Source organism: Microcoleus sp. POL10_C6 (genome assembly GCF_036701585.1).
Taxonomy (GTDB): Bacteria; Cyanobacteriota; Cyanobacteriia; order Cyanobacteriales; family Microcoleaceae; genus Microcoleus.
The window spans coordinates 152,031-171,309 of sequence record NZ_JAUBRB010000003.1 but is presented as its reverse complement, the minus strand read 5'-3'; the positions used below and the strand labels follow the sequence as shown (position 1 = coordinate 171,309).

10 protein-coding genes, 1 pseudogene and 1 riboswitch are annotated in these 19,279 nt (G+C 43.9%); of the genes and pseudogenes, 6 read left to right on the top strand and 5 right to left on the bottom strand.

The genetic code is table 11. The features are described from left to right. Positions 1-24: 24 nt before the first annotated feature. Positions 25-897, top strand: coding sequence for a 6-carboxytetrahydropterin synthase (locus tag QUA34_RS02915; protein ID WP_333383998.1), 873 nt, complete (start codon positions 25-27; stop codon positions 895-897). A gap of 158 nt (positions 898-1,055) precedes the next feature. Here the strand turns inward: QUA34_RS02915 and QUA34_RS02910 are convergent, their stop codons facing one another. Further along, complete coding sequence (locus QUA34_RS02910; RefSeq protein ID WP_333383996.1) at positions 1,056-1,181, bottom strand: hypothetical protein; 126 nt, start codon at positions 1,179-1,181, stop codon at positions 1,056-1,058. 31 nt (positions 1,182-1,212) lie between these two features. Here QUA34_RS02910 and QUA34_RS02905 point away from each other — a divergent pair, with 31 nt between their 5' ends. Continuing rightward, complete coding sequence (locus QUA34_RS02905) at positions 1,213-3,435, top strand: tetratricopeptide repeat protein (RefSeq protein ID WP_333383993.1); 2,223 nt, start codon at positions 1,213-1,215, stop codon at positions 3,433-3,435. Positions 3,436-3,698: 263 nt separating this feature from the next. Here the strand turns inward: QUA34_RS02905 and QUA34_RS02900 are convergent, their stop codons facing one another. Then, the gene (locus tag QUA34_RS02900) at positions 3,699-5,198 is read right to left on the bottom strand and encodes a response regulator (RefSeq protein ID WP_333330100.1); all 1,500 of its coding nucleotides are present in this window, start codon (positions 5,196-5,198) and stop codon (positions 3,699-3,701) included. A 9-nt stretch (positions 5,199-5,207) separates the two neighbouring features. Further along, positions 5,208-11,252 carry an AAA family ATPase gene (locus tag QUA34_RS02895; protein WP_333383989.1) on the bottom strand — a complete coding sequence of 2,015 codons (6,045 nt, stop codon included), beginning with the start codon at positions 11,250-11,252 and terminating at the stop codon, positions 5,208-5,210. Positions 11,253-11,969: 717 nt separating this feature from the next. Between QUA34_RS02895 and QUA34_RS02890 the strand changes: the two genes are divergently transcribed. Together QUA34_RS02890 and QUA34_RS02885 are read left to right on the top strand one after the other, a co-directional pair. Continuing rightward, a complete protein-coding gene (locus tag QUA34_RS02890) occupies positions 11,970-12,143 on the top strand; it encodes a hypothetical protein (protein WP_333330105.1) in 174 nt (57 codons plus the stop codon). A gap of 328 nt (positions 12,144-12,471) precedes the next feature. Beyond that, on the top strand, positions 12,472-15,849 hold the full coding sequence (locus QUA34_RS02885; protein WP_333383985.1) for a HEAT repeat domain-containing protein: 3,378 nt from the start codon (positions 12,472-12,474) through the stop codon (positions 15,847-15,849). Positions 15,850-15,998: 149 nt separating this feature from the next. On the opposite strand, the gene QUA34_RS02880 is transcribed toward QUA34_RS02885, so the two are convergent. Beyond that, positions 15,999-16,190 carry a DUF4058 family protein gene (locus QUA34_RS02880; RefSeq protein ID WP_333383982.1) on the bottom strand — a complete coding sequence of 64 codons (192 nt, stop codon included), beginning with the start codon at positions 16,188-16,190 and terminating at the stop codon, positions 15,999-16,001. A gap of 225 nt (positions 16,191-16,415) precedes the next feature. Further along, positions 16,416-16,512, top strand: a riboswitch (TPP riboswitch). 7 nt (positions 16,513-16,519) lie between these two features. Here QUA34_RS02880 and thiC point away from each other — a divergent pair. Together thiC and QUA34_RS02870 are read left to right on the top strand one after the other, a co-directional pair. Next, positions 16,520-17,893, top strand: coding sequence for a phosphomethylpyrimidine synthase ThiC (gene thiC, locus QUA34_RS02875; protein ID WP_333383978.1), 1,374 nt, complete (start codon positions 16,520-16,522; stop codon positions 17,891-17,893). Between the two features lie 158 nt (positions 17,894-18,051). Next, positions 18,052-18,255, top strand: a pseudogene (locus QUA34_RS02870) (Uma2 family endonuclease); the annotation flags it as partial. 160 nt (positions 18,256-18,415) lie between these two features. Here the strand turns inward: QUA34_RS02870 and QUA34_RS02865 are convergent. After that, positions 18,416-18,898 carry a hypothetical protein gene (locus QUA34_RS02865; RefSeq protein ID WP_333383975.1) on the bottom strand — a complete coding sequence of 161 codons (483 nt, stop codon included), beginning with the start codon at positions 18,896-18,898 and terminating at the stop codon, positions 18,416-18,418. Between the last annotated feature and the right edge of the window lie 381 nt (positions 18,899-19,279).

Sequence of the window (19,279 nt, the reverse complement as noted above, 5' to 3'; positions counted from 1 at the left end):
ACAAGCTTACCCTACTTGACTTTTATGCAGTGCATCATCAATCGTCGGGCACAGTTTTCGGCGAGTCATCGGTACTGGCTGCCGGAGTTGAGCGAAGCCGAGAACTTTGAGCGGTTTGGCCCAACTGCCCGCGCACCGGGACACGGACACAATTACGTCCTTTACGTTTCCATGATAGGCGAACTAGACGAGTACGGCATGGTGCTCAACCTGTCTGATGTCAAGCACGTCATCAAGCGGGAAGTTATCAAGGATCTAGATTTTTCCTACCTTAACGAAGCGTGGCCGGAATTTGAGCAGACTCTGCCAACTACCGAAAACATAGCACGGCAAATTTGGCTGCGGCTAGCCCCTCATTTACCTCTGAGCAAAATTCAATTGTTTGAACATCCCGAACTTTGGGCTGAATATTTAGGAAACGGAATGGAAGCTTATTTAACTTTGTCCACTCATTTTAGCGCCGCCCATCGGTTGGCTCGTCCCGATTTGAGCTTTGAAGAAAACTCGGAAATTTACGGCAAATGTGCTCGTCCCAACGGTCACGGTCACAATTATCATTTAGAGGTGACTGTTAAAGGGGAAATTGATGCGCGGACTGGCATGATTGCTGATTTGGGAGCTTTGCAAAAAGCCGTTGACGATTATGTTGTTGAACCCTTCGATCACACTTTTTTAAATAAGGATATTGCTTATTTTGAGAAAGTTGTGCCGACTGCGGAAAATATTGCGGTTCGGATCGGGCAATTATTGCGATCGCCCGTTCGGGAATTGGGCGCAGAGTTGCACAAGATTAAGCTGATTGAAAGTCCGAATAATAGCTGTGAAATTTACGGCGCTGATTTAGAAGAAGTGGCGGCCGAACGTCAGCAGCCGGAAGCGATTTTAGCTGGGGTTTAGAGTTAAAAATCGGGTCGGTTGGGGCGGGTTCACCCGGATAGTTGGCTAATTGTGCAGATTGGTGAAGCCCGCCCTACCAGCCTAATGATGATTGCGAGAGTTATCCAACCCCATTAGTTGGGAGAATATATTCTTTCACCAAAGTTCCACAGCCAGAATTATTGCCACTTTTCCTGAAAAGTCAGGCTGCGCGCGTATTTTGGAGATAGTAAGTCAGCATTCCTCATGTCAGCTATTCTAACTGCTGAGACGATGAGGTCGATCGCCCGATCGCTGACAATCAAGCACTAATTTCTCCTAAATGAGTTGACGTTTATGCGCGTCTCTAATCTAGCTCTCTTGACTCTGGCTGCCCTCGCATCCCACAATTTAACTGCTAATACTAGCGCCAATCCTGCTGCACATCCTATTTCTCCTGAGACACCGCAGGCTAGCAACTTTGTTGATGCGGTAAATAATACTGAATCGCGTCCGGCTGAGTCAATTAGTGAGCCTGAGACGATCACCCACGAACAATTTTCCCCAAATACTACCGCATCGCGTCCGGCTGAGTCAATTAGTGAGCCTGAGACGATCGCCCACGAACAATTTTTCCCAAATACTACCGCATCCCGTCGGGCTGAGCCAATTAGTGAGCCTGAGACGATCGCCTACGAACAATTTTCCCCGCGAATTGCTGTAAAATCGCCGACAGGTTTGCTGGTAGCGGCCGCTCAACCCGATGTATCTGCTACTGCAAAAACCAAGGCGAATACTCCTGCTGCATCCGGCGATGAACTAACAAAATCTTTACAAGAAACCTGGCTGTCTAAATTAATCGAAACTGGGGTTGAAAGCAATCCTCAAGTTCGCGATGTTTTCGCTTTTATTTCCCCGTCTGGTGCCAGTTCTGAATCTGGATATGGTTTTAATACTACCATAACTCTGCTGAATATTTTACTAATTCTTGGTACCGTATTTCCACCAGTAACAATTGCCTTTTTTTGGATGATGCGACGGCTGATCATCAAACACTTGGTTGCTGATGCCAATAAACGATTGCAAGGCATTGGTGTATTGGAATCAGAACTCATAAATTCTAGCCAACTGACTCAAAAGTTGAGAAATGAATTAGAAGCGCAAATGAGTGCGGCTAAACACTCTATTGATTTTTTAACTAGAGAAACTGAACTTTCCAAATCTTCTGTCGAGCAAATTGAGACTCTCAAATCGCAATTTATCATGCACTTGCAAGTTTTGCGGACAGAAGTTGACGAGAAAAAATCTCAAATTGTTCAAGAAATTTCCCAAGTTCCCGCAGTTGTTGCCAAAGAAGCTCTCAAAAATGCACCTCAACCGGCCTTAAACAATTCCCAAAATTCGCAAACAGCACTTACTAACAACGAAAATTTGATTGCTGACGATTATATCAAGCAAGCCGAAGGGCTTTATTTTCAAGGCAATTATGATGAAGCATTAGTTTGCTTGGAAAAAGCTGTTTTAGCGAATAAATTTTTGCATGAGGCTTGGTATTGGCGCGGAAATGTATTAATAAAATTGCAGCGCATGGAAGAAGCACTCGCCTGTTACGACCAAGCAATATTAATTAAACCGGATAACTACGAAGCCTGGTATAATAAAGCGAGTTTGCTGGCAAAATTGCAGAAGTACGAAGAGGCGATCGCCTGTTACGAACGAGCAAGTTCGAGCGAATCCCGAAAATACGGTTGTTGGCACAGTATAGCGGCTTTGTTGGGTCAATTGCAGCATTACGAAGAAGCGATCGCCAGTTACGATCGCGCCCTCGCTATCAAAGCAACCGACAGCGAAATTTGGCACAACCGAGGTGCGATGCTGGCCAAAGTACAGCAGTACGCAGCAGCAGTTGATTCTTACGATCGCGCTCTTGAACTCAATTCCAAGAGATATGAAACTTGGTACAATCGAGGCAATATGCTGTGGAGACTGCTCCGCTACAGTGATGCTATTGATTCTTACGATCGGGCGATCGGCATCCGGCCCGACAAATACGAAGTTTGGTACAATAGAGCCGCTGTGCTCGGAAAAATGCAGCGATATCAAGAATCGATCGAATCCTACGACAAAGCAATAGCGATTAAACCGCAGGATTTTGAAGTGTGGCACAACCGAGGTGCAGCTTTCGACAAACTGTCGCAGCATGAAGCAGCAATTGCCTCTTACGAATCCGCAATTACCCTTAATTCCGAGTGTTACGAAGCTTGGTTTTGTAAAGGTGAATCATTGGCAAAATTGCAGCGCCATGAAGAAGCGATCGCAGCTTATGAGAAAGCGATTGCTATTAAGCCAGACTCCTACGATGCTTGGCGTCATGTGGGGATAGCTTTGTCCGAATTAAAGCGGTATGAGGAAGCAATGGCAGCTTACGATCGAGCTATTGCCATCAAACCCGAAAATGCGGAAGCTTGGCGCGATCGAGGCGCACTTGTATCAGAATTAAAGCAGGATACAGAAGGATTTAGTGCCGGGGAAAAAGATACTCAAAAACAGCCACAATCCGATGATTCTTCGGACAGTTAGTTATATCAATTCCGGTTGCGCCGGAATAGTAAATTCGAGTTCACTGTTGACTGTTGACGGTTGACGGTTGACAGTCAACAGTCAACCGTCAACAGTCAACATCATAAGGAGTGTAACCGGAAATGATATTAGGTGTAGCCTACACCGCTACGTACACACCCGAATTTTCTTGTTGGTAATTGTGCGCGGTGATGGGCAATCGCAGAAACCCCGCGATTGCCCATCACCGCGCACAATTATGGATGAAGATACCCGAAATTATATCAAGCTGACAGCGACAAGACAGGAGACTCCTGCCGAATCGGAATCTCAATAATAAACTCTGTTCCCCCGCCTGGTGCAGAAATACACTCCAATCTTCCCCGGTGTTTTTCCACTACAATTTGCCAGCTAATCGACAGCCCAATCCCTGTGCCCTTACCGGGGGGTTTTGTCGTAAAAAACGGGTTAAATACGTGGCGACGAACCTCTTCCGAGATCCCTGGCCCATTGTCCACAATTCGGACAGCTAAGCAATTGCTGCTGGTTATTTCTGTGCTAATCCGAATCACGCTAGGATTCGCTTTAATTTCTTCTAGCGCTCTCTGCGTGTTCCACTCGTCAATAGCATCGATCGCATTTGCAAGTACATTCATAAATACCTGATTCATTTCTCCCCCATAACAGTCCACTTCGGGCAGGTTTGGGCAATAGTCCCGCACCACTTCTATCGAGGGGCGGTCTGAGTTAAATTTTAGTCGGCTCTGTAAAATCATCAGCGTGCTGTCCATGCCTTCGTGAAGGTTGACCGCTCTCATTTCATATCCTTCTTGCCGTGCGAATAGGCGCAAAGATAAAACAATTTCGCGGATGCGATCGGCTCCTAAGTACATAGATTTGAACAATTTAGGCAAGTCGTCTTTGAGATAATTTAGCTCGCTTGCCACGATTTCTGCTTGTATATCTTGAGGCGGATGAGGATAGTGCTTTTCGTAGAGGTCAAGGATAGTGACCAAAGCTTTTGAATATTCCAGAGCATAGGAAAGATTTCCATAAATAAAATTAATTGGATTATTGATTTCATGAGCTACGCCAGCCACGAGTTGGCCTAGCCCGGACATTTTTTCGCTCTGAATGAGCTGGCTTTGCACGTGCTTGAGTTCGTGCAGGGAATTTTCGAGCTGTAGGGCTTTGTGCCGCTCTCGCGCTTCCGATGCTTGCAAAGCTGCTTCTGCAAGCTTGCGTTCAGCAGCCTCCTGCTTGAGGCGTTCATTCGTTTGGGAAAGTTCAGCGGTGCGCTGTTCTACTCGCGTCTCTAGCTCTTGTGCTAAAACTTGTAGGTCGGCTTGCGCTCGCTCGCGCTCGACAATTTGCGCCTGAAGCTTTTTAGTTAGATTTCGCAGATTCAGGTGCGTGATTGCGCGAGCTAAAACTTCTTCGTGTTGAAGGGGCTTAGTGATATAATCAACTCCCCCCACATTAAAGCCTTGGACTTTGCTTTCTGTATCGTCCAGCGCGGTCATAAAAATGACTGGGATATCTTTAGTTAAGTCATTCGCTTTCAGATTTTGACAGGTTTTAAATCCGTCCATTTCTGGCATCAGCACATCCAACAAAATTAAATCCGGCTGGGAATATTGCACTTTTTTGAGAGCGCTAGACCCACTGCGAGCTACCCAAACAGTGAAGCCAGATGCGGTCAAAAAATCCAATACTGAACCCAGATTAGTGGGCGTATCATCCACAATTAAAATGGTGCCTCTGTCTAAAGATTCCCTAGTCATTTTTAGTCCTCATCTAAACTGTTGAACAAATTCTACTAATTTGTCTTCTTCAAAGTTTTTGCTTAATTCAAGCAACTGATTGGCAAAAGGTGCATAACGCATATCTATTGCCTTCAGCTTGCTGGCTCGCTGCTCAATACTGAGGAGTTCACCTTTCATGGCTAAATCGAACAGGACTGCAACTTCTTCAGAAGGGGGAGCAATCAGTTGTTGGTCTTGGATTTGGGAAGGGAGTTCGGTGAAGATACCTTCTGAACTGAAAGTTGTTCGCTCCTCATAAATCCATTCTAAACTTAAATGGTTGCCCAAGCATTCTAATAACTTTTCTGCCCGAATTGGTTTGAGGAGAAAAGCGTTGCAACCAGCCTGGAAAATACTGTCGGGATCGCCAGATAAAATGCTAGCAGAAGTTCCGATCGCGATTACATCCTTCAATGGAGGGATTTTTCTGAGCCGCCTCACCGCTTCAAAGCCGTCCATGACTGGCATTACTAAGTCAATAATAATACAGTCCGGTTGAAATAACAGCGCTTTATTCACGCAGTCTTGACCGTCCGTTGCCTCCATTAATTCAAACCCAATGGGAGCTAAAAGATTAACGAGTACAGAACGATTTTCCCAGCGATCGTCAACGACTAAAATTTTCCGTCGCTCGCCTGAGAAACCCCTGATAATTTTTTCAGGTTCTTTTTGACACCCTTCCCAGCGTTCGGTAATAGGCAACTCTAACTCAAACCAGAAAATACTGCCTTTACCTAAAGAGCTTTGTACTTTCAGTTCGCCACCCATCATTTCCACTAATTGGCGACTAATTGGCAGTCCTAATCCTGTCCCCTCTATCTGGCGAACTGAACCGCTGGCTTGCTCAAAGGGCAAAAATATTTTTGAGAGCTCGTCCGGCGCGATGCCAATGCCTGTATCTTCTACTTGGAAAATAAATTTCGCTGTTAGGGATTGGGAATTGGCGATCGGTGATGACAAAGATTGCTGAATATCCAGTCTGTCTACTTTAAAACTAACGCCTCCTTTTTCGGTGAATTTTATGGCATTGCCGAGTAAGTTGATGAGAATTTGCCGCAACCTTTTTTCATCGGCTTGGACGCAAGTGGAAAGTTGAGTTAGCGGTTCGTAAATCAAAGAGATTCCCTTCTGGTGGGCGCGAATCTGGCAAATTTCAGTAATGCCTTGGAGAAAGTCTGACAGGTGAAACTCGGTGAGGTAGAGTTCCATTTTTCCGGCTTCGATTTTGGAGAGGTCTAAAACGTCATTGATCAGAGTTAGGAGGTGTTCGCCACACTGATGAATGATATTAATACCAGAAATTTGCTGACTGGTTAAATCTATGTCTCGTTTGAGGATTTGGGTATAACCTAAAATGCCGTTGAGTGGCGTGCGAAGTTCGTGGCTCATGTTGGCGAGAAATTGGCTCTTGGCGCGGTTTGCGGCTTCTGCTGCTTGCTCGGCTCGCTGTCTCTCTTGAACTTCTACTTCGAGGCGCGTATTTTTGGCTTTTAATTCCTCGGTTCGCTCTTCTACTTTGACTTCTAAAGTGTGATAGAGGTTGGCATTTTCTAAGGCGATCGCAGCTTGTCCCGATAGCATCCGCAACACTTCTACCCGCTTCGGCGTGAAAGCGCCAGCAATCACGTTGTTTTCTAGGTACAGGATGGCACTTAACTTACCTTGATATAGGATAGGCGCACACAAAATTGATTGTGGTTTGTGGTGGGTAATATAGGGGTCGGCGTTAAAGATTTCCTCGTTGCTGGCATCATTTAAAACCACATCTTTCTGAGTTCTGGTGACGTAATTAAGTACCGATATAGGCACTTGCCCAAAAGTTGATACTGGTAAAGATTCCAGCACTCGGACTTCATCTTTAGTCCCCGCCGCTTCTATAACAAGTTGACCCTGTTTTGAGAGAATAAGCGATCCAGTTTCAGCGCCTGCGTTTTCTATCAAAATTTTCATTAACTTGTTGAGCAAGTTAGGTAGAACAATTTCGCTAGAAATGGCACTCGATGCTTTCATTACAGTTGCCAAGTCTAGCAACTCTGGTTGACCGCCTGTAATGGTCAAAGGAGGAATTGTCATCGTAGGGTTGAAAGGGGTTTCGGTGAGCGCAGGCGATCGCGCTATTAATTGCGGGTATTTTTCTTCGAGATGTTTAACTTTAGCTATAGCTCCCCAGCGCATATAGGCATAATAAGCATCGGTCATGTAGGTGCGGGCAATCTTTTCTTTACCCCATGAAAAATAGAATTTAGCAGCGAGTTCGTGAGCTAGTGCTTCTTCGTTGATGTACTCGTTTTCTTTGGCAAGAGCGATCGCTTTGTCGTACATCTCCATCGCTTCTACTTTTTCGCCTAAAACCCGATGCCGTTCTGCTTCTACTAGATAGAATTTGTGTAGATGATTCATTGGGGCATGATGCGCCCATTTTTGCATTTTTTCTTGATTACTTTGTACGCGATCGCGAATTTTATGTTGCCCAGACGCGGAGCTAGGGGCATACACCGCCAAACCTACTAAAGAATCGTAAAAATGGAAGAGAGGAAGATGAGGTGTTGCGACTACTGCGTCCAAATACTTCTCTTGTATCTCAGTATTTTCCATCGCTTCTGAGTAATTCTCAAATAAATAACTAAGTATAATTTTATTTAAATATATGTAGGCAATTGCCGCTTTGTCGTTTGCTTGCTGGTGCAGGGGCAATCTTATCTGCTCATCGCAGGCTTCACCCTGGATACGGCAGGTGTTTTCACTTTTTCCGAGCAGATTTAAGGTAGCCTGCCAATAAATTTCGTGATAATTAAGCGCTGTTTTTTGCTTAATTTTATGAATAGCATTTCTGTTAATTTCCATTTCTCTTTCAAGGGCAGTCAGTTCTTTGCCGCTATAGTAAGAGAAATAAGAGTACACCAATATACCAAAAGCACCAAATTCTAAATCCCCCATTTCCAATCCGCTAGAGTAAGCTGATAGCAAAGGCTCTAATGTTTGTCTCAAATGCTCTTTCCAAGGTCGGATAAATATATTTACTATGACGACTGTTTTGGCTTTGATTTCTTGAGCATTTAACTTTGACAGCAGACTTAAAGCTAATTGACCAAACTGATAACCCGAATCAATATCTCCCACAACTCCGCAAAGCAGAAGACCATAATTGGCATAAGCAATGGGAGAAACAGAAGCATTACCATATTGGACGGATAAATCTACTTGTTTGCACACCGTCAACGGCAACAGTGTAGGAGCAGCAATATATGCAGGAGCAAAGATACTTGATAAAAGTTTGATGGCTGCGAGTTTATAGTGATCGGTCATTTGAGGCAGGTCAATTAAATCTTCAATTCGCGTTCCACTCAAAATTGCCGCAGTTTCGCCTAGTGCCTGCCCAATATCGGACGGTTTCGGCTCAGAGGGAAACTCGACCCCTAATAGCTTTAAAACTTGTAGCGCTGTATTAACCGCTTTTAGCAGCCTGTTCTGCCCTATGTAAGCCTGCATCTGGATTTCATACACTTTCACTTTGTCCAGCAGCGTTTTGGCGCAGTTTTGTACTATCTCAACGAATCTCTGCATTCCGTCAAAATCACCACTCAAATATGCTGATTCTGCTGCTTCCTCATGCAGCCTTAATGTCAGTTCATACCGATTCTCCCAGCTATCTACCGCTACCAGAGATAAACCTACTTGCAAATATTTGACGGCGGAATCGTGGGCTGTAGCAGCTTTCGCTTTCTGACCTGCAATCAGATTCAATTGGGCTAGTTCATATTTTTGGGATTCAGTTGTAAGTAAGTCAGTACCATAATTGAGTTGGTTAACTAAAGCGAAAATATTTTCTTTTCGGTTTTCAGGCGTTGTACTTTGCAGCAGCAGTTGACCGATTTTTAAGTGGGTTTCTTTTTTCTGCTCATCCGGAATCAAAGAATAGGCAGCTTGCTGCACGCGGTCATGTAGAAACTTGTAGTCAACTTTCACATCACTTAAGGTAAAACCGCCCGATTCTTCCTGACTAAATACGAGGGGAATTTTGTATTCATTGCTCAAAGGTAAAATCAACCCAGCTTGAAGTGCTGCCCACAATTGCGCTGCCGTGACTAAAGATGATTCCTGATTGACAATCCCCAGAACTTCTAAGTTAAAAGTGTTGCCAATACAAGCAGCAAATTTTAATACTTTTTGTGTATCTTCGGGCAATTTGCGTATGTTTCTAGCAATCAGTTCGACAACATTGTAATCGGTGATGCCGATCGCTTGAATTTGCTCGATATTCCATTGCCATGCGCCCGAGTATAAATCATAAGTCAACAAATCTTCTTGATAAAGAGTTTTGAGGAGTTGACTTAAGAAGAAAGGATTGCCCTGCGTTTTATTAAAAAGTAGAGACGCGAAATTTCGCGTCTTTACAGACAGGGCTTCCGAACCGCCAGATTCATTTAAAGTATCCGCAATTAATTCTTCAACATGAACCAGGTGTAATGGTTGAAGGACAATATTATTCACCGTCGCACCAGTTTGGCGAATCTTGTCAATTGTTTGAATCGTCGGATGAGTTGGAGAAACTTCGTTATCTCGATATGCCCCAATCAGCAATAAATACTTGCTATCAGAATCAGTTATTAGCAATTCAATTAATTTCAACGATGCCGAATCCGCCCACTGCAAGTCATCGAGGAAGATAACTAAGGGGTGGTCAATAGTCGTAAATACGCCAATGAATTGTTTAAAGACGCGACTGAAACGGTTTTGAGCTTCAGTTGCCCCTAGTTCTGCTACGGGTGGCTGTTTGCCAATAATTAATTCGACTTCAGGGATAACATCAATGATGACTTGTCCGTTATCGCCTAAAGCGGATAAAAGTTTTTCTTTCCTAGTTTGGATTTCTACTTCGCCTTCGGTTAGAAGTTGCTGAGTTAAGGATTGGAATGCTTGCATCAGGGAAACATAAGGAATATTGCGCTTGAACTGGTCAAATTTCCCCGCAATAAAATAGCCTCGTTGTCGCACAATGGGTTTGTGAACTTCATTGACCAAAACTGTTTTGCCTATCCCGGAATAACCGGAAACCAGCATTAATTCGCTGGTGCCACTGGCAACGCGATCGAAAGTTTCTAGAATTTTTTCAATTTCTTGGTCGCGACCGTAGAGCTTTTGCGGTATGTTTAATTGCCCTGCTTTATCCGCACTTCCAACAACAAAGTTGGAAATATATCCGCTAGCCTGTAGTTTGAGCAAGGAAGTTTCTAAGTCAAATTTTAGTCCTTCAGTGCTTTGGTAGCGGTCTTCAGCATTTTTAGCTAATAACTTCATCGCAATCGCTGAAATTTGTGGTGGGATTTCAGGATTTAGCTGGTGAGGGGGAATGGGTGTTTTGGCAATATGGCTGTGTACCAATTCCAGCGGGTCTGTGGAATTAAAGGGCAACTCGCCTGTGAGCATTTCATAGAAGGTAACGCCTAGTGAATAAAAATCAGTGCGGTAGTCAATTGACCGATTCATCCGGCCAGTTTGTTCTGGCGACATATAGGCGAGTGTGCCTTCGAGCAAATCTGGATGGCTGAGCGTCGAATTTTCTCGCTCCAGGCGCGAAGCGATGCTGAAGTCAATAATTTTAACTTTTTCAGTGGCTGGGTTGATGATAATATTTTGGGGCTTTACATCTTTATGAATAATGTTATGTTTATGGAGTTCGGCTAAGGCAGAGACAAGCTGGAGACCCAAAGAAAGAAATTGAATGATTGTGATTTTTTTCTCCTTCATCCAATCGTTGAGAGACTCGGAGCCGGAATCTTCTAATATCAGTGCTAAACCGTTTTTATAGGTTTCTAAACTAATGGCTTTGATAATCGCTTCTACGTTTAAGCTGTGCAGAATTTGATATTCGTGTCGCAAGCGGGTGATGTCAGAAAGAGTGGGATACTCAGCCTTTAGCGTCTTGACGATCACGCTGGAAAAGTCCGAATCCTTCCGAGCGCGATCGACTGAAGTTCTTATTCCGCTGTGGAGGGTTTCAACGAATTGATAGCCAGCTAAGTTGATAGTCATTGTTATTCTACAGATCGCAATGGAATGGAGCGTAAGGTTAAGGCCGGTTTTAAAACTTAATTATTGTTAGAGCTGATTGTAACATAGTAATTTACTCAACAAAAGTTAGCCCAGTTTTTGCCGGGACTTTTCTACAAAGCGTAGAGGAGCCAAGGGCAGCGAGTCAGAAAGGGTTTTTCTACATCCAAAAGTTTACTATGTTAGAAAGGCTATGCTTGCTTTTAGCGAACTATGCCGGTCTATCTAGGATGCACTAAAAATATTAAAACCTATTAAAACTTAATAAAGTGTAATTTATTAATTTATTGGCTTTTACTCTCCTTGGCTCCATCGGATTGCGCTCAAACGGATATCCTTTAATTATAATTTTGTATCAATCAGTAAAGAAAACTTAACAAGTTTAAAATAAATAAAAAAATAAATTCACAAAGCTTCAAATGAGTTTCAGGAATTATACCAAGTTTCTAAAAGAGTGCTACAGTTAGTAGATGTCTTTTTTGTAAGTTACTACCCAAATATAAAGAGCGCAAATGTCAGGAGTTGTCAAGATTCAAATGGGGGAAACAGAATCAGAACTGCAAGGTCTTCTCGCTCAGAGTTACGGCCAATGCCTACAGTTCGATGCAAAAGTTTGAGCGCGGTCAACAAGTTGCGCCGCTGGCTTTTCCCGATTTAGAAGTGAGCGTTGATTTTATATTGGGTTAGTATGAATAAGTAATGGCTGCTTACGATCGAGCGATCGCCATTAAGCCGGAGAATGCGGAAGCTTGGCGTGCTCGCGGCGCAGTTGTATCAGAATTAAAACAGGATACAGACAAAATTGACTCGGGGGAATCTGATATTACAAATGCCTCCGATAGCAAGGTCGAGCAACCTAAGTCAGCAGATTAGATGTAAGAATTGATGATTACATAGCACTTTTCAGTAAAATCAGGTACGCCTGGGAATTGGAATGCGATCGGGGCGTACATCACTTATTTGAGAATCGGTATAGTGGCTTAGGGGAAAATTGGGTGGGTGCGATCGGCACGGGTGACTCTGGTGAGACTAAATTGTGGTTAGGAACGCCCTGCGGCTTGAGTTGTTACAGCTATTAGCGAAAAAAATGAGCAATGAGGAGGCTCAGTCAAGTTTAAAGTCTAATCATCTAGGCATTATGCCGAATAATTTGTTTATTATAGAAAAGACGCTTTGGTTATAGATATAACTTCACTCTTGCATGATTGCCCCTAGTGAGTTTCAGCCCTACTTACAATCGGTTCTAGATACTTCACGGGAGGACACCAAGCGTGAGGTAAGCGATCGCTATATTCCAACGCTAGCAGAGTTACCCTTGCGGGTACAAACCGCTATATCATCTAAGCCAGACTCACAGGAACAACAACAGGAGAGGCGAGATAAGCCAGACTCACAGGAACAACAACAGGAGAGGCGAGAGCAGTTCGCAGTGCTAGAGGGATTGCGAAAGTATGCCACAGATCATGTGCTGTTAGTGGGTAAACCTGGTTCGGGGAAATCGACTTCGCTGCGGCGGTTGTTGTGGGAAGAAGCAAGACAGTGTTTAGAGGCGATCGAGGAGGGTAAGAGTGAGATTCCCCCCATACCTATACTGATTGAACTGCGCGGTCTTAAAGGTTCAGTGTTAGCAGCGATTCAAGAAAAGCTGAAGTGGTGGCTTTACCTTGATGAGACAACCTTGATAGCTTTCCTCCGTGATAGACGATTGTTCGTGTTCTTAGATGGGTTGAATGAATTACCTAACGAACAAGCTTGGCAAGCAGTAGATGAGTTTAGACAGGTATGTGTTGATTTAAAAGTTTCTTTAATCATTACAACACGGGAACTGGGTTCAGGATTGGTTCAGGGAAATGTTAAGAAGCTGGAAATGCTACCCCTGACTGAGCCTCAGATGCAGGAGTTTGTCCGCAAGCGTTTGCCGGAAACGGGTGAGGAACTGTGGCGGCAAATTCAAGGGAAGCTTCGGGAGTTGGCAGAAACGCCATTGCTACTGAAGATGTTATGTGATGTTTTTGAACAGAAGGGAAAGATTCCTAAAAACCGAGGCGATTTGTTCCGCAAAGAATTTGCGCGACGGTATGAGGAATTTAAGCCTGAAAGACTTCGCAATGTTTCTAAGGACTCGCGTCGCTTTGCGTTCGATCTATTAACCTACCTCGCCTTTACGATGGTTCAAGGGGAGCCGCATATCGATTCCTCCAAACCTAGTGTCTCCTGGATTGCTATTCCTAAAACTGAGGCAGAAAAAATACTAGCCACGTTGTTGGCAGGCGATCGCACACCAACTTTGGAGGATAGGACAAAAGCAAAAGAGTGGTTAGAGGATTTAGTGGAATGGCATTTACTCCAAGTAGCTAGTGACCCAACCCAAATAGAGTTTCACCATCAACTGTTTCAGGAATATTATGCGGCGGAGTGGCTAGCGCCACAGTTGGAAAAGTTGAGTGATGAGAAATTGCGATATTACTACTTGAATTATCTAAAGTGGACGGAACCGCTAGCAATGGCGATGTCGTTTGTGGACTCTGAGGCGTTAGCAGTGCGGATGGTGCAACTGGCACTGGAGGTAGATTTGTATTTGGGAGCAAGGTTAGCTGGGGAAGCTACCCTATCTCTACAACAAGCTACTGTAAACATCATTATTCAACAAGGTTTCCAGCCATCGCTTATAATCTGGCTTTTAGAACAAACTCAGTCGGAGTATGCGTTACCCTTCCTGTTTGATATTCATAAAAATGGATGTTCTGATACCCGTTGGCGTGCTACGCGAGCATTAGGTAACTTTAGAAATGTTGAAGTTTTAAAGTATTTGATTGAAGCATTGAAAGATCGGGATTCTTCTGTTCGTCAGAAAGCAGTGGAGTCATTGGGAAAATTAGGTAATTTAGAAGCCGTCCCCAACCTTTGTCAACTGCTAGATGATGAATATTTTTTAGTGCGTAGTTTTGTTATAGATGTTTTAGGAAAATTAGAAGGAAGAGCCGCGATTGATTGTTTGAAGAGTGCGCTCAAGCATGACGATTATACTGTAAAAACTAAGGCTGCTGAATTTCTAGGACAGCGCGTTCCTCAAGAAGTAATTGCATTACTGAATGAAGAGTTTAATAATGGCAATGCCGATACCAAAAGAGATACTCTACAGCTTCTAGGTGAAACAAAGAATGCCGCAGCTATTCCTATCTTGATCGGTGCTTTATCAGAGAGTGATTGGATCGTTCGCTCAGAAGCAGTTTCCCAAATAGGTTCACTAGGAATCTGGCTAGATTCCGATGTGTTAGAGGATGGTGTAACGGCTCTTATCCATATTCTGCAAAGCGATCCACAAAGCTCTGTTCGTTCTAGTGCTGCAATTTATTTAGGAGTGATGGGTCACATACGAGCAGTACCAGTTCTCATCGAGGCTTTATCTAAGGATGATCCGGGTGTACGTTCTTCTGCTGCTTATGCTTTGGGTCGGCTTCAGGATCGTTCAGCTATTAGCGAACTTATCCGATCTCTACAAGATGAGGATTATGTTTGTGAAGCAGCTATTAGATCATTACGCATCCTTAATGCAGTAGAATCATTGCCTGCTCTAAGAAAATTGTTGCAAAGGAAAGCAATTAAGGTTCGGGGGGAAGTAATATTCAGTCTTGGATTTCTAGGTGACTCTAAAGACTTACCCAATTTGTATAAAGCTTTGAAGGACAAAGAATTCTCTATCCGTCTTTATGCAGCTTACTCATTAACTAAATTAAATAATCGCAAGGGGTTACCTATCTTAGAAGATGCCCTAAAAACTGGAAATAAAGATGCTCGCGAGCGGGCGCTTGTTGGACTGAAAAACTTTCATGGAAAAGTGGGTTTTTCCAGTATTATTTCAACAGCATTCACAGATGATGAATACTCTATACGAAAGGAGGCAGTTGACTTTTTAGAAGCTTTTAAAGAGACTAAAGAAATAGTCAATGAACTCAAGAAGGCGCTTAACAACTTAAATGAAGATATTTGTAGAAACGCGATGGATGCTGCTAAGATATTAGGTAATGCTGAAATCCTATCTCGTTTGAGACAACTTGCAGAAACAATTACAGTTGTTGAAAGACCTTTGGAGGCGATCGCGGCTATCCAATCACGTTGCGGATTCTACAAAGATGAAATTGCACAATCTCCGCTACCAGTGATATCATGTCCGCAGTTAGCAGATTTTAATACACAAACCACATTAACTATTATGACTAATCAACCACCAATTATCAACTTCAATCAATCTAATCCGACTATCGGCGTTAATTACGCTGCTGACGGCAGCAATGTCAAATTTCAACAAAACGTTAAAAATGTAACCAATCAAGACCGCACTGAACTCGAAGGTCTTCTGATTCAACTAGCACAGACTTGCCCCATTACCACTGAAGCTGAGAAGCAGACCTTCATCCAAAAATTCTTAGAACGGAGCAAATCTACTCCTGGTTCCGTCAAAGTTCTCCTTGCAGGTGGTATCGAAGGGCTAAAAATTCTTCATCCCGCTGTGGGAATCCCTATTGAAATGTTACGTCGTCTCTACCAAGCTGTGGAAGAACGTCACAATCAACCATAACCAAAGAAGAATATAGAGGTTGGCGATCGCGTGAGGCATAGCCTTAGAAATGCACCGTTTATTAGGTTGCAACTTTAGGTGTACTTAATCCAATTGCCAACTGCTATAAGGCGATACCATAGCCTGCGATCGCACTCCTTGTCGCCCTCCTACGATTCCATCAACGATCGCACCCACTGAAAATTACCCTCGCTCAAGGGCGGAACAGGCTGCACTGAATAATCGAACGCAAAATCTAGAGTCGCCTCCAAATAAACTTGTCTCAAAATCTCAGATAAATTCACGACAGGTTCTTCATCTCCTGACAGATCTTTAACTTTATCGTCTTGAAAAAGCTTCAAAAGACAAACAACGCGCCGATCGCCTAGCAGCAAAATTGCGGCAAATGGGAATTAATCCTGATGAGGTGTGATGGTTTTTAGATTGTTAAAGGGGGTACGATCGCACTTTTTAAACAGCAGAAATATCAGAAGCCCCAAAAGGGCGATCGCTCCCCTCATCTATATCTCAATATTAAGATTTCCTTAGTTGCTGGCGTCGCGCACAGAAATCGGTGATACAATCAACAGCTTAGCTAGGGGTGCCCGAATATCCGGGCTGAGAAAACACCCTTAGAACCTGAGTCTGGGTAATACCAGCGGAGGGAAGCTGTTTATCAAGGAAATTAAATATGCGTACCGAATGGATCGCTAAGCGTAGCGGGCACACCAATGTATCTCAGATGCACTACGCCCGCCAAGGTGTAATTACTGAGGAAATGCACTTTGTTGCTAAGCGAGAAAATCTCCCGCCAGAACTTATCCGCGCGGAAGTAGCGCGGGGACGGATGATTATTCCCGCTAATATCAATCACACGAATTTAGAACCGATGGCGATCGGCATTGCCTCTAAATGCAAAGTCAATGCTAATATCGGTGCATCTCCCAACTCTTCCAATATGGAAGAAGAAGTTGACAAGCTTAAACTAGCAGTGAAATACGGCGCTGATACCGTGATGGACTTGTCCACCGGCGGCGGCAATTTGGATGAAATTCGCACTACTATTATCAAAGCTTCACCGGTGCCGATCGGTACTGTACCAATTTACCAAGCACTAGAAAGCGTTCACGGTAATATGGAAAGTCTGACCCCCAATGACTTTCTTCACATCATTGACAAACACGCTCAACAAGGTGTTGATTACCAAACAATTCACGCCGGAATTCTGATCGAGCATTTGCCGTTGGTAAAAAATCGGTTGACTGGGATTGTCTCTCGCGGCGGCGGCATTTTGGCGCGGTGGATGCTGCACCACCACAAACAAAATCCCCTCTACACTCACTTTAACGACATCATTGAAATCTTCAAAAAATACGATGTTTCGTTTAGTTTGGGAGATTCTCTGCGCCCAGGTTGCACTCACGATGCCTCGGATGAAGCTCAATTAGCTGAACTCAAAACTTTGGGAAAATTAACTCGCAAAGCTTGGGAACATGACGTGCAGGTAATGGTGGAAGGCCCAGGCCACGTGCCGATGGATCAAATTGAGTTTAATGTCAAGAAACAAATGGAGGAATGTTCCGAAGCACCCTTCTATGTTTTGGGGCCGTTGGTGACAGATATTGCGCCTGGGTACGACCACATTACCTCAGCAATTGGGGCGGCGATGGCTGGTTGGTACGGTACTGCAATGCTGTGTTACGTGACACCGAAGGAACACTTAGGATTGCCGAATGCTGAGGATGTCCGAAACGGGCTGATTGCTTACAAAATTGCGGCTCACGCTGCAGATATTGCGCGCCGGCGTCCGGGTGCGCGCGATCGCGATGACGAACTCTCGAAAGCGCGTTACAATTTCGATTGGAACCGTCAATTTGAGCTGTCATTAGATCCAGAACGGGCAAAGGAATATCACGACGAAACTTTGCCAGCGGATATCTACAAAACTGCTGAATTCTGTTCAATGTGCGGGCCTAAGTTCTGTCCGATGCAGACTAAGGTTGATGCCGATGCTTTGACGGAATTAGAGAAGTTTTTGGCTAGGGAACCTGTGGCGCAAAGCTAATTGGATTAATTTGTAGGGTGGGCATTGTCCACCTTACTTAATCGTAAAGCTGTTGCGTTTTTTCTGGGGCGGGCATCCGGCCCGCCCAAAACTAGGGTGCTGATGGCGCACCTTACTTAAGGTTATATTAAAAGCAGTTTCCTAAAAGGAGAATTGCGATGTCCCTTCAACTTCAAAGACGGCTTTTCACGGTGAAAGAATATCATTTGATGGGTGAGACAGGGATTCTTTCTGAAGCTGAGCGCGTCGAACTCATTGAAGGAGAAATTATTCAAATGGCTGCTATTGGAACTCGTCACGCAACTGCTGTGAGACGACTTAACCGACTTTTTCACCGATTACCAGAAGATAGAGCTATTGTTCTGGATTACTTCTAGACCAACAGCTTCAACTACATTAATACTTACCGATATATTTATTACCATGCTCTGCCTGGTAACGAGAAATTTTCAATTTGTAGGGTGCGTTAACGCCGTGTAACGCACCGCCAGCCTCATGCACCATTTAAGCTAAATAAAAGATTTACCTAAAGATATTAGCTTGCGCTGTTTCTTGGCACTTTGAAAGAATGCGCCGATCGTTTAAGCTAATTGTGCGAATAGGATGGAGATTGCTTAGCTGAGTATTGATTTCAACTGTTTGAACTTTTCCGGCTGAGATTGCCTTCCCGGAAAGTGTATTTCCCTGAATTTTACCAGTGAAGCACGCAAAGTCTGATCGCGGCGCGTAGATTGCACCAACCACGCGATCGTTCTGGCGCTGAAACACAATATAGTTTTGAAGAACTTGGTTGGGCTGTGGCGAATCTCCGTAGAGGTAAATACCATCTGGCAAAGCAGCAACATTAGTCTTAGATGGATTTTGTTGTGCTTGAATCGGTTGTTGCTGAACGCCAACACCAATTAGTGTTAGAGGACAAATAAAGGCTGTTGCCAGTAGTTTCCATTTCCTTTTAATAGATGCAGGTAAAATCATTACTGCTTCTCCTTGCGCGTCATCTAACATATTAAAACAGTATTCTCTAGTTAATGTCTCACTCAGGTTATAATTTCCCTCTGCTAAAATCAGCCGATTGGTAGAGATTCTGAACCTGAAAGCTTGCGCTTGTTTAGCGCCGAAAACTTTATTTTCCCTTGTGCTCCAAGTACCTGAGCTGATTTTGATAGAATTAGAGTCGGCATAGTTTCTCATGCCACCCAATAAAACACCGCTCTAAGGTTGATGCCGATGCTTTGACCAAGAATTTCTAGATGGTACCCGCCACGTGATTTATCCGTGAAATCAATCCAAAATCTAAAATCTAAAATCCTCAAGCCCCCGCATTTATCCATGGGGTAAATGCTAAAATCTAAAATCTAAAATCTAAAATCGATTGACGGAATTAGA

Excerpts from the sequence above, each read along its gene's own strand:
- QUA34_RS02915 (WP_333383998.1), top strand. The coding sequence starts at position 25 with ATGCAGTGCATCATCAATCGTCGGGCACAGTTTTCGGCGAGTCATCGG.
- QUA34_RS02905 (WP_333383993.1), top strand. The coding sequence starts at position 1,213 with ATGCGCGTCTCTAATCTAGCTCTCTTGACTCTGGCTGCCCTCGCATCC.
- QUA34_RS02900 (WP_333330100.1), bottom strand. The coding sequence starts at position 5,198 with ATGACTAGGGAATCTTTAGACAGAGGCACCATTTTAATTGTGGATGAT.
- QUA34_RS02895 (WP_333383989.1), bottom strand. The coding sequence starts at position 11,252 with ATGACTATCAACTTAGCTGGCTATCAATTCGTTGAAACCCTCCACAGC.
- QUA34_RS02890 (WP_333330105.1), top strand. The coding sequence starts at position 11,970 with ATGGCTGCTTACGATCGAGCGATCGCCATTAAGCCGGAGAATGCGGAA.
- QUA34_RS02885 (WP_333383985.1), top strand. The coding sequence starts at position 12,472 with ATGATTGCCCCTAGTGAGTTTCAGCCCTACTTACAATCGGTTCTAGAT.
- thiC (WP_333383978.1), top strand. The coding sequence starts at position 16,520 with ATGCGTACCGAATGGATCGCTAAGCGTAGCGGGCACACCAATGTATCT.
- QUA34_RS02865 (WP_333383975.1), bottom strand. The coding sequence starts at position 18,898 with ATGTTAGATGACGCGCAAGGAGAAGCAGTAATGATTTTACCTGCATCT.